The organism is Arthrobacter rhizophilus (assembly GCF_026241105.1).
Classification (GTDB): domain Bacteria; phylum Actinomycetota; class Actinomycetes; order Actinomycetales; family Micrococcaceae; genus Arthrobacter.
The window spans coordinates 81,153-92,887 of the sequence record NZ_JAPFFT010000016.1 but is presented as its reverse complement, the minus strand read 5'-3'; the positions used below and the strand labels follow the sequence as shown (position 1 = coordinate 92,887).

Genomic DNA, 11,735 nt, shown 5'->3' with positions numbered 1-11,735 from the left:
ATACTTAGCCTCAATCTCGCCAGGCGTGGGGTGTCCTTCTGCGACCGCACTTCCGCCAATGGGCCGGCCGGTACTTTACCGCAAACGAGGCCGCCACGTGTTCCATGTGGAGACATGCTTGTCCAATAGCCGACGTCGGTTCGCTGGGAGCCAACCGTTGATTTGCTTCTGGCGTTGCATGTGGAGCCAGATCCCGAGTTTACGTTCGGTGTCGTCTTCAGGCTTCTTGAAGTTCGGTAGCCTGGCGCGCATTGCGACGAACTCCGCGAGTGCGTCAAGCCTTTGCGACCAGACTTTGTCCTGCTGAATGGATCGCATCGGAGCGCGCCAAGAGCCCACCTCGTCCAAGGCTGCGGTTTTCTCGGCGCCCAAGGAGCCTAGGGCCGCAGCTTTACGCTGCGCTCTAACCCATCGGGCGAGACGGCGCTCCGCCGGGTTGGTTTGAGTCGACCGCGGAGGGACATCATGTCCCTCCATGAACTCGGCAAACTCCTGCAGCCTGGCGAGCCATTGAGGGCTAAGGGTGATCTCCGGCGGTTTGGTCGGAGCGTTCCGTTGGTGTTCGGCTTTCAACAAGGGGTCGGAGCGTGACCTCCTGCCGATTGTCCAGTTAACCGTTGTCAGCTCGACATTGCACAGCTCGGCTATTTTCGGCGTGCTCAATCCTCGCCGGTACATGAGTTCCCACTCGTCCTGACTTTTGTACGAGGGTTCGCTCACTGCTCGGTAGCGTAGTTCATATCGTCGGTGCTACCGGCCGCAACGGATTCCGCAGCACGCCGGTATGCCTCTTGAATATACGCTTCCAGGTCATCGCGCCCGATTCGCCACATCCCCCGGCCTCCGAGTTGAAAACCCCTCAATTGCCCTGACTTGAGCAAACTCCGAATCTGAATAATACTTGTCGCGAGATCCTCTGCAACCTGTTCGATAGTCAGAAAACGCGGGCCTGGTGTGGTCTCTTTCTGCATGAAGTCACGTTATCAATTGAACGGTCCCGCTGCCGCCGCCTGAGTGGCTGATCTAGCGCATCCACCACTACCCCCCCCGTTGCGGGACCCTTCTTGGCGAGCGCGGATTTCGCTGGCTTCTTAGCGGGTGTCGCCTAACGGGCGCCGTTCGCTTCGGCTTCGAGTTCGGCGATAGCCTCGGCAACTTCGTCGGCGGGGGCCTCAACGGCAAGGGCAATCGACTCAGAAACGGTGGCTTCGTTGGCGAGTGCCTCAGACGCCACTCAACCATTTCCCGGACAGCTTGATGGCGGATGGCGGGCTTGCACGCGGAAGTCCTACGTGCGGTCATGTTGATCAGTCCTTCGTTTGTCGTTTCGTCGTTCCTGGCGGACCGACGAGATGACGCTAAAAGACTTTGATCCGCAGTCCCAAGGAGAAACGTGTCCCTTGGATGAGAGACGGAGGGTTTCACCAACCGTAGGCTAGGGTCGGGGTGGCACGCGCCGCCTGCTATCGGAGAAATCAAGCGGGGGAACGTCAATGTCACTAACGGAAGAACTGCACGCACATCTTTCTACGTTTGAGACGGCTCCATTCCTCTTTGTGGGTAGTGGAATGTCACGTAGATATATTCAGTCCGAGACTTGGGCGGGCTTGCTTTCTCGATTCGCTACAAAGCTGGATAAGCCTTATGCCCAATATGCCTCAGCGGCGAACGGCGACTTCCCGACTATCGCTACTGAACTGGCAAATGACTTCCATCCACACTGGTTCGCGTCAGATGACTACGAGCTCACAAGGATTACCCATCCAGACCCTCAGTTCGTAAGTACACCGCTTAAGATCGAGATTTCTGAGTATGTGAAGGAACTTATGGGCAACCTTCCGGTGGAAGGTCGTGAGTTTAACGAGCTTGAGAGTCTTAAGAAGTCGGTTATCCAAGGAATCATCACCACCAACTATGATCCGTTGCTGGAGCACCTATTCCCTGAGTTGGAAGTATACGTTGGACAAGAAGACCTACTCTTTAGTAATCCAGAAGGCGTCGGAGAGCTCTACAAGATCCACGGTAGTTACACCAATCCCGACTCGCTGGTGCTGACTCAAAAGGACTACGAGAACTTTGGTAGCCGCAATGCCTACCTTGCCGCGAAACTGCTGACTATCTTTGTGGAACACCCAGTCGTCTTTCTGGGTTACTCTCTATCTGACAATAATGTTCGTGAGATCCTCATGAGCATCGCAAAGGTACTCACAAAGGACAATATCGGCCTGCTTCAAAATCGCCTCATCTTCGTGCAATGGAATGAGAACGCGACCGATCCTCGAATCAACAAGACGGTTATACCGATGGACGCCCTAACTCTGCCCATCCTGGAAATCACCGTGTCCGAGTACGAGGACATTTTTCTGGCTCTCTCCACGCTAAAGGAGCGACTTCCCCTAAGTCTCCTGCGAAGGGTCAAGAAGCAGGTTACCGAGCTCGTTTTGACGAGTGCTCCCAAAAACAAGACTTACGTGATGTCGATTGATGAGGCTTTCAAGAGTGACGATGTGGACGTTGTGATCGGTATTGGTGTTCACAACAAGCTGACAATGACGGGTCAAGGGATAGTGGGTCGCGATCGATACGATCTCCTGCGCGACATCATTAACCCGACTCTCCCTACCGACGTTGAGTCGATGAAGTTGGTTGTCTCCTCCGTCCTGCCAAAAAACCTCCCCGCGCGGACGAACACGCCGATCTACAAGTACTTGAGGCTATCGGAGTATCTGAACCCCGATGGGACCCTGGCGTCTAATGGAGTTCCAACCAGGGCTCAGCTTCGGGTAACGCAAGGTATGAAATTCTTCGAGTCCAAGCACGCCAAGGAGCAGAATCAGCTTAGGGCCTGGGCGACTAAAATCACCGATTTTTCAGCCTTCATGCAAGGAAACTACTGGCATGACGTGGCACGAGTGCTGCCCTATATGGACAGATCCAAGATCGACATGGAGGTGCTTCACGCTGCCCTGAAGAAAGAAATAGAGAGCCCAGGCCACGTGATGTACACGCCAATCGCCAAGGTCATCTGCATTTACGACCTCCTGCTCCACCAGAAGGAGGAGGAGGCGTAAACCGGCTTTTCGTGGTTGGTGGGGAAAGGGATTCCCGGGATGAGTGCATGCCGCCGTCCGGGCGGCACTTCTCAAGAGAATATCCGATTTGTAGTTGGCTGGATTGCGGTAACCGCGGGCGGTGCGTTTGCTGTTCGTTATGGCGGTGTTGTTGGCTTCGAACTTGCCGTTGGTGGAGCCGGTAATGATCAGGACCTCGATTTCTTTCCACAACCGGCAGATGGTGCAGTAGAGCCTGTTCGTTTCCGGTCGTGCGGCTGCCGTGATCAGTTCCTCGAGTTCTTTCTTGGCCGTGGCCGCGTGCTCCAGGGAGCCGGTGCGCAGCAAGACCCGGCGCTGTTCCTTGACCTTCCTGACTGACTGGAGTGTGCCGGTCGGATCGCCGGCGGCGAACACTTCTGCTAGCCGGTGGGCTGCCCTCTCCGTGAGGGTGTCGCCAGCGCGCAGGAGAAGCGTCCGGTGCGCCCAGGCCTTGTCGACGGCCCTTCCTCGGCGGCCCTTGTTGACCTGTTGGGAGAGGTTCTGCCGTGCCTCGGTCACGGCCTGGTGTGATCAGGTGGAAGTGATCTACGGCGACAGCGGTCCGGGGAAACCACATCCGTAGCGCTTTCTGGAACGCGGCCGACGGTCGATCGCGAGGACCTGCACGGCCAGACGCCATGTCAGGGGCCGTGCGAAGAGCCCCCGCCGACGGGCTGTGGTCCCGGCGCGTCGACCACACCCAGGACCTGGCCGCTGTCCAGGTCTTTCGAACCGCGCCCAGACCTTGGATTCGGGGTCCTGGAAGTAGCGCACGGACCGGAACCGGTGCGCATCGAATCCCCCTCCAGGCTTCAGCCAAGCACTGTCTCACCTGTAACGACGGATGAGGCGTCAGCAGTCGCAGCTTCACGGAGGAACAGGTCGGCCGTCAAAGACTCGAAACCAGAGCGCATGCTGGATTGCTTCTGGTCCAGGACCTCTTTTGCGGCGAAGAACGACTTCGCCGCCGTGATGATATCCGAAACTACGGACCAATCGTCCGGCATTGGAATTCTCAAGTCAGACACGTGGGCAGGCTCAAGGTGCTGCTGCACCGCGCCATACTCATTAATCATCAATTGATCCTGGGAAGCTTTCACCTGCAAGAACGCGTAAACATAGGCTCTAAGATCCGTATTCTTAATCCTGATTCGGATCGCATCATCGGAAACGATGGCGCCGTCCAGGGCTCCTGTTATGTAGGCCACTCTGCCTATAGAGCCCGACCTGGTTACGAGCAGGTCACCCTTGTAGACCCGAACGGCATCAAATGCTTTGAGCTGGCGAGACGATGCTTTGCCCATGTCCAGCCACTTAACGCTGTCACGTTTGTCTTGAAGTATGGCCGACGGTGTGAAGTATGGTTCCACGTTTTTCAGGCCTGAACAGGCTGGGGGGACGATGATGTTGTCCGTCCTAAGTCGTGGACCCTTGAATACCCTTACACCCGGTTCGATCTGACCAATCGAAGTGACGGACCATCCTTCCAACTCGTCCACTCGCTCAACTTGTCGAAGCGTTTCGTTTAGATCAGGAAGATAAAACTGCGGGTTGACATTCAGCGTCTCTTCGCTGATCGAACTTCTGTCAACACTGAACCGGTATTCAGAGGGCACTAGGTTGCCCTCCCTGTGGTGGAGATAGTCAGCTAGGATTTCGTCCAGATCATGGTCAACGGTATCCGTGGGGTTTCCGTTAACATCTGAGACAAATATCTGCCGGCCTTCGCTGTCTTGGCCGATCTTCTGCGAAATGGCCATGTAGATCGGATAGGCCGAAGACGGACTCTCTTTCGGGTCGAGCTTCCGAATGAAGAGAATGCAGGTCCTAACGCCCGTATCGGGCTGGAAGGTGTTCTTGTGCAGCGTTACGACGCCCAAAAGTTCTGCCTGCTTGAATAGGAACTCTCGAGAAGCCCGGTATGTGGCGGTGTCCAGAAAAGACTTGGGCATTACAATTCCGAGGTGGCCACCAGGTTTGAGCCAGTCCAGGGCTCGCTCGAAAAAGAGCATTTCGGGAGGGCAACTGTCCAGCATTTCCCCCGTCGGAGCAAAGTTGCCATCCCCATCCAGTGCCCACCTATTCGCCGTCTTGTATTGGGCGAGGACGGACTTGTCCGAGACCCGGGCATCCCCTGTGCCCGCGAACGGCGGATTAGTAAGGATTAGGGAAGGTACACCCCTCCCAGCCTTTGCCTTTATCCAGTCGTCCATTTCGTCATATGGGCCGAGACTATCTCCGCGCGTCATTCCGGAGTGCCCGTCCCCGTTGAGCAACATGGCGGTCTTGGCGATCTTGACGAGTCGCGGAGTGATCTCGACCAAGTACAGGTGCTGGCGAAGGTTTGAGAGCTGATGTTCCCGAGATGCGGATCCAGGCTGCGTCTCGGCAAGGATTCTTCGCCGAACATGACGCAGGACGCCAGTCATGAAGCCACCAGATCCCCCGGCAGGGTCAAGGGCCTTCGTCCCACTGGCCGGATCGAAGAACCGCACCATCATGTCCACAACTAGGCGGTTTGTGAAGAACTGTCCCCTGGATTTCTTGAGGTGACCGTGCGTGTACTCCTCGTAGGCCGCCCCCATGATGTCCCAATCATCAGCTTCGTCAAGACGCGTCATGAGCTGCCACTGCTGCAACACAGACACGACGTCAACTATCGCCCGATCGGACACGTTTATTTTTTCGTGAGTTGAAAACACGCCGGCATTGTCGTCCGCGAAGCTCCGGAAAAGTCGCTGAACGCGAGCAGCGACAACAATGTGGCCCGCCGGGGACTGGTATTCCTCCGGTGTGACGTAGAAGTTCGGCATGTCGCCAGGCTCGATTTCGTCGCGAGCTTTCGCAAGGATGATACGAACCATATCCATGGTCAGATCTTCATCGTCACTGTCCATGCCTCTGCCGTGAAGCTTGTTGTTGCAGGTCTTCATCAGACCGCGAACGTCTCGCGGCTTCTGAAGTTCCGACTTCGGCCGCCGCCCAACGGCGTCCCACTCCTCAACGCTATGAGGGATCCCGACCGCAGGTTCCAAGGCGTTGGCGGGCTGCGATGCCCGCCTATAGGACTGGAAGTCCAGATCGCCGTTGGTCCATACGGCACCGCTTGCACTCGTATTGAAAACGTAGGAGACGAGCTGGTTGTATCCATCAGACAGTGTTGGTCGCTTGCACTCGACAACGAACTTTATGTTCCCCTGGTCGGACGCGGCAGCGGCCGCCCGGGTCCGATAAACGACTATGTCCGCTCGAATTGGAGCACCCTCGTCGTCAGTCACAGGGTTGGCCCCAGACATGATGACGACCTCGCGCTTCATCACATTCAGCGGATACCCGTAGTCGAAGTGCAGGACCTTCAAGAACCGCTGACGTACGCGCTCCTCCGGTCTATCTTCGAGAATCGCCCCACTGAGGAAATCTCGGATGCGTCCGTCCGGTTCAAAGTCTGGGTCAAAGTCAATCTCAGTAAGCACGAACCGACTCTACCGAACGCTAATGCAAAACCTTCTACGCAGCCCGAAATCCACGGCTTGACTCTCGGGATGTGCGTCGTCGGCGAACGGTTTGGAACCACCACCGGAAATAGTGGAAAGTCCACACCATGGGTTCCATGACGAGAACCACCGACCTCGGTCCAGCCTCTGGGGCTGTCCCGGTCCAACCACGTCTACCCCCAGAGTAGCCGCGCCTAGTAGCAATAACCCCCCAGCGCTGCGCATGCGGGCAGACTTCACCTCGGATTCATAGAGGGCCATCGTCCCCAGCGTGCACGCGATCAGCCGACCCGTAGCAGAAGCAAGGGCAAGCTAGCCGACCTTTTCGCCCGGGTCCTGACCCCGTAAGGTTCGCAGATGTCGATGTAGGCCTCAAACTCCTTCAGGCTGCGGTGCAGCCTGGCAGTGGGCGCCGAGCATCTCCGAGCAACCAGGGCGCTTCCTGCCCGAGTACGCGCTGATGTCGTTGTCCACATGCACCCGGCGACGGTGAGCCCGCGCTCTGCCGCCAGCTTGCGGCAGTCTTCCTCCTGCCGCGACACACCCAGCCCTGCGACACCTGAGTCCGCTACCCGGCAACCGCTTCTTTACCCAGCACCACGTTCACCGGTGCCTCGCCGGCTTGCAGCAACGAAATCTGCTTCTTGATCAGCCGGACCATCCGGGGGAACATCGCCGAGCTCGCCCCGCCCACGTGCACAGCAAAAGCAATCTCCTTACGGTGATTGAGGCTGGATTGGGAGCGTTGTAGGCTCTCGACCAACCCAGGGGTGCCGGGCATGGCTAAAAGCTAAACGCCGGACTTTGAGTGATGGCTCCGAAGGAATGGCCACCCGGCATCCCGCGATGGCTCGACCGCTAATTGAGAGAAGCGACCCGATCGCAAGGTAAGGACACGACGGCGCGGCCATCCGCTTGGGCCCATAACTGGACAACGCGATGGAGGGATACATGCCTGAACTCTGGGCCGGCATCGACGCCGGAAAAGCTCATCACCACTGCGTGCTCATCGACAACGAAGGCAACCGACTGCTTTCCCGCAGAGTAGCCAACGACGAAACCGCGCTCACTGAACTTCTCACCGACGTCCAGACCCTCGCCGCCGGCAAGGAAATCCTCTGGGCCACCGACCTGAACCGCGGAGGAGCCGCGCTCCTCATTGGAGTACTTGAAGCCCACCACCAGACCCTCGTCTACATCCCTGGAAGGTCCGTTTACCACGCCGCCCGCACGTACCGCGGAGACGGAAAATCAGACGCTAAAGACGCAGCCATCATTGCCGACCAGGCACGAATGCGCCGGGACCTCCACGCCATCCGAAGCAACGATCAGATCAGTACCGACCTACGACTGCTCATCTCCCGGCGCACTGACCTCGTTTGCGACCGCACCCGCGCGATCAACAGACTCTGTGCCATCCTGCTCGAATACTTCCCCGCCCTGGAAGCAGCCTTCGACTACGCCATGATCAAGGCCGCAGTAGTCCTCCTCACCAAGTACACGACCCCGGCCGGCATCCGCCGGGCAGGCGAAACCCGCATCGCCTCCTGGCTCCGCAACCAAGGCTGCTACAACGCCAAGACCATCGCTTCTAGAGCAGTTGCAGCTGCCCGTGCCCAGGACACCACAGTGCAAGCCCAAGAAGTAGGCGCCGAGCTCGTAGCAGCTCTCGCACGCACCATTCTCGACCTCCACGGACAAGTCGCAGAGACAGAGAAGCGAATCGAAGCCCGATTCCGGGAACACCCACATGCAGAGATCCTCCTCAGCATGCCAGGCTTCGGCACGCTGCTCGCGTCGGAGTTCCTCGCTGCCACTGGCGGCGACATCACCGCCTACGACAGCGTCGCCCGCTTGGCCGGCGTCGCCGGGCTGGCGCCAGTTCCCCGCGACTCAGGACGCATCAGCGGCAACTTCCACCGCCCCAAACGCTACGACCGTCGGCTGCTCAACGCCTTCTACCTCGCAGCCCAATCCGCAGCACGCTACTGCCCCCAAAGCCGCACCTACTACCAACGCAAACGAAGCGAAGGGAAAAACCACAAGCAGGCGGTCTTATCGCTTGCCAGACGGCGCCTCAACGTTCTCTGGGCCATGCTCCGCGACGGCACTCCGTATCGACAACCTTCCCCAGTCGGCTTCTGACCAGAAGAAGGCCGTCGAGCCATGAGGTCAGACAAGACCGCACGCAACTTCCTTGCCGCCGTTCAACTCGCAGCATCGCTCGCGTGGCTAGAAGCGAGTTTTAGCAACACACCCTAGGGCCTCTCCTGGGCATTACTACCCCGACCAGACACCGGACGCCAGAAGGTTAGTCAGGGCCTGGGATGGGTAAACCCAACCAGCGCCCCAGCCACGCCGGTACGTGACATACAGGTTCTTGTCAGGAAAACCGTAGGCGAGGTACGTTTGGCCGGCTGGCAGGCCGGGCTCCTGGAAACGGCCCTGCCATGTTGATGTCACTCCTCCGATCGTGATCGGAGGCACCATCTCCAGGGAGGGCCCACCACTCCAACTCACGACGTCGGATTCCGACAAGGAATATGGAACGACTTGAAGTTCGGCATGAACCATTGGACTACAACCCACACAATCATTCGGACCAAGGGTGACACGAGTCGTGTCATTTGTCAGATCCTGAGCATCGCTGTCATTGCCCATCGGCTGCCCTACATTGGCCCACTGTGATGAGGGGTAATCCAGAGTCAAAGAGCCGACCGTGATCCGCGTGGACGTCGAACCGCCGACGAAGATGTTGTATGTGATCGTGGCGGACATCTCCTGACTGTCGACCACTGTAACGACGACTGTGGCCTGGCCGGTCGTTGAAAACGTTCCGGCCAGAATGCCGTTCTGCGACAACGAAAGACCGGGGGCGCTGGCTGATTCCAGGGTCCACCGGTACGGGGCGGAACCCGACTCGATAGAGGTGTTCAGATCGACCTGATACGGACTAGCAAGGTCACCGTTCGGTAATGCAGTGCTTCTCGTAGTCACTCGGGGGAGAGCCAGCTTAGTCGTCTTTGAGATGTTAGTTGCTGCCGAATCCACGAAGGCCACTCCAGCACCGCCAGGTACGTAGTCATAGGAGTGGATCCGTAGCCCGTCGGTCAGGCTCAAATGGTTGAAATCGCAGACAAGATCACCTGCGTCGCAAACGGAGTGGAATCGTGAGGGTGACCATGTCGAGCTAGGCGCGCCAACAGTGGCTACGGGAGGGTATGTGTACCTGATTCCCTTTGCCAGAGGCGCCCAAGACACACCGGATGCATCGGCCGTGGCCGTGCCGTAGGTCGAGCCGTTCTGATTGGAGTACCGATCTCCGTCAGCAATGGCCAGGACCCCATCGATACGCGGTGTCACTGAGCGACCCATCGCAGTGTCGGTGCCGCTAGCCGTGAGTACCTGTTGCAGAGTGCGGTGCATGACCATGGCACCTTGGGAGTAACCCGCTAAGACATAACGCTCATGGGGGCACATCGAATAACGGGCTCGGAGAAATGTCAGAGTCTCTTTCACCCCAGAGTCGACTGAGGCGAAATATTGTTTGCGAATGGACCCATTGAGCAGCAGCAAGTCCGCATCAGGAACGGCCATCGCCGGGTACGGCACGGGGTAGTACCCGATGGTGTATCCGTCCATGTGCGACGCGTACGCATCGAGTCCTTCGCGCACCTCGTCGCCGAGTCCGTTCCACTGAGAGTACGTCTGACCGGAGCCTTCGGCACCGATCCATACGACGTTCTTGCACGGCGATGTGGATCCGATGAGAGTGGGTATCAGAGAATAGGCGGTGGCCGACGCATGGCCGACGCCTACCAGGACCCCGGCAAGGGTCAGGGACAGCATTAGTGCGAGTCGCTTGGCGGACCTGATCATGGCGTCAGTATCCTTTGAGCAGATCACGAAATCTGTCAGCGACACGATTCGCAATCCCATTGCCCACCTGCCGCGAGGTAAGGATGGTCTGGACGCCTACTGAGATGCTCCCCCAAGCCGAAGAACCGCACCGAAGTGAGAAGCGTGAGAAGGCATATGTGGAACACATTGCCGAACGTAAGGCATGGCAGCCGATCTTCCTGGCACTCGAGTTCCTAACACTAGAACTCACGCACAAGGTCAGTCTGGTATCCATCGCCCAACCGGACTGGTTCCAGGACCTGTCTGACGAGGAACGACTAGCTATTCATTAAAGCCCCATGCTCAACGTGTAGCCCGCTCTCCCCCAGCGTGTCCTTGACAATCCCTATTGAGATTCCTTCGGGCTTTTCCTGCACACATGATGGAGGACAGGAACCAGCTGACCGCCTGTACACAACCGCCAGGTCACCACGCGCGGGAACCTCACCCCAACCAACCGGCGGATGTGCACAGGCTCGTTGGCGCTTCCCCATCCCGGCCTCTGATTATCACTGCGCCCAGCGAGCCATCACGAGCGCTCCGCGTCACTTCGTGATGAGCCCATAGCTCACCTTTGACCGCTCCAACCTGCGAAGAGGACTTGGCCTTTATCGGGATGGCGGAATTGCGGGTTTGGACAAATACGGGTCCGCCTAGGACCTAGGTGCTCGACCGATGGCGCCGAAAAATGGTTAGCTCAATCTCGTCTGCTCGGACATGCCGTGTCCCCTGGAGCCTTTTATTTGCTTGATCGGCCCAGCCTCCGAGCAATGTACAGTACCGTTCGTATGTCTCTGGCCACCAACCTGCCGTTGGCGCTTTCGGCCATGCGTCCTGGCGCAGGTTCCTGGAAACAACTTGGTCCAAGATCAGGTGTCGCGGGGTGCCCGCTCTTCCTTGGGCGAAGTAGAGGAACTTGCTAGAGAACGCCGGCCCAAACCACGGAATTCGTCCAGAACCGCGATCGGTAGTCAACGTACTATAGGCCTCACGGGTGGACGCTCCCTCTCCAACCAATGTCCAGGCCGCCAATAGAAGCTGACCTGCCCTTTCCTGGTGGGCGGCTAGGCCGTCCAACCGCTGATGGAGCCGCGGCGCCCGCGTACCCAAACCCCAGGCAAGGGAGTACTAGAACAGCTGGAGGGCGTTCTACGACTCCCGGGGTCTGATCCGCGAGGCCAAATACTTCCTTGCGGGTCACAGAGGTTCTCCCTGGACCTGCGAGTTTCCCCTGAATCGGTGGGAACCG

General features: G+C 58.1%; 8 protein-coding genes and 2 pseudogenes. 2 read left to right on the top strand and 8 right to left on the bottom strand.

All coding sequences use genetic code 11. The features are described from left to right. Positions 1-75: 75 nt before the first annotated feature. The 3 genes from OOZ51_RS22540 to OOZ51_RS14320 all read right to left on the bottom strand — a co-directional run bounded on the left by OOZ51_RS22540 (position 76) and on the right by OOZ51_RS14320 (position 1,234). Complete coding sequence (locus OOZ51_RS22540; RefSeq protein ID WP_416346386.1) at positions 76-678, bottom strand: helicase associated domain-containing protein; 603 nt, start codon at positions 676-678, stop codon at positions 76-78. A gap of 38 nt (positions 679-716) precedes the next feature. Next, complete coding sequence (locus tag OOZ51_RS14325) at positions 717-971, bottom strand: helix-turn-helix domain-containing protein (protein WP_265980385.1); 255 nt, start codon at positions 969-971, stop codon at positions 717-719. A 134-nt stretch (positions 972-1,105) separates the two neighbouring features. Continuing rightward, positions 1,106-1,234 (bottom strand): hypothetical protein, encoded by a 129-nt coding sequence (locus OOZ51_RS14320; protein WP_265980384.1) that lies wholly within the window; start codon positions 1,232-1,234, stop codon positions 1,106-1,108. 259 nt (positions 1,235-1,493) lie between these two features. Here OOZ51_RS14320 and OOZ51_RS14315 point away from each other — a divergent pair, with 259 nt between their 5' ends. After that, on the top strand, positions 1,494-3,071 hold the full coding sequence (locus OOZ51_RS14315; RefSeq protein WP_265980383.1) for an SIR2 family protein: 1,578 nt from the start codon (positions 1,494-1,496) through the stop codon (positions 3,069-3,071). Positions 3,072-3,212: 141 nt separating this feature from the next. Here the strand turns inward: OOZ51_RS14315 and OOZ51_RS22535 are convergent. The 3 genes and pseudogenes from OOZ51_RS22535 to OOZ51_RS14300 form a co-directional block, all read right to left on the bottom strand. Next, positions 3,213-3,611: pseudogene (locus OOZ51_RS22535) on the bottom strand (transposase); the annotation flags it as partial. Positions 3,612-3,904: 293 nt separating this feature from the next. Beyond that, positions 3,905-6,565, bottom strand: coding sequence for an N-6 DNA methylase (locus OOZ51_RS14305; protein WP_265980381.1), 2,661 nt, complete (start codon positions 6,563-6,565; stop codon positions 3,905-3,907). 589 nt (positions 6,566-7,154) lie between these two features. Continuing rightward, positions 7,155-7,367 (bottom strand): hypothetical protein, encoded by a 213-nt coding sequence (locus tag OOZ51_RS14300; protein ID WP_265980416.1) that lies wholly within the window; start codon positions 7,365-7,367, stop codon positions 7,155-7,157. A 170-nt stretch (positions 7,368-7,537) separates the two neighbouring features. On the opposite strand from OOZ51_RS14300, the gene OOZ51_RS14295 reads away from it, so the two are divergent. Continuing rightward, positions 7,538-8,731, top strand: a complete 1,194-nt coding sequence (locus OOZ51_RS14295) for an IS110 family RNA-guided transposase (protein WP_265980380.1) — start codon at positions 7,538-7,540, stop codon at positions 8,729-8,731. A gap of 135 nt (positions 8,732-8,866) precedes the next feature. Here the strand turns inward: OOZ51_RS14295 and OOZ51_RS14290 are convergent, their stop codons facing one another. Both OOZ51_RS14290 and OOZ51_RS22530 read right to left on the bottom strand, forming a co-directional pair. Beyond that, positions 8,867-10,465, bottom strand: coding sequence for a cutinase family protein (locus OOZ51_RS14290; protein ID WP_265980379.1), 1,599 nt, complete (start codon positions 10,463-10,465; stop codon positions 8,867-8,869). A gap of 681 nt (positions 10,466-11,146) precedes the next feature. Continuing rightward, positions 11,147-11,599 (bottom strand): annotated as a pseudogene (locus OOZ51_RS22530) (8-oxoguanine DNA glycosylase OGG fold protein); the annotation flags it as partial. Positions 11,600-11,735 lie beyond the last annotated feature (136 nt).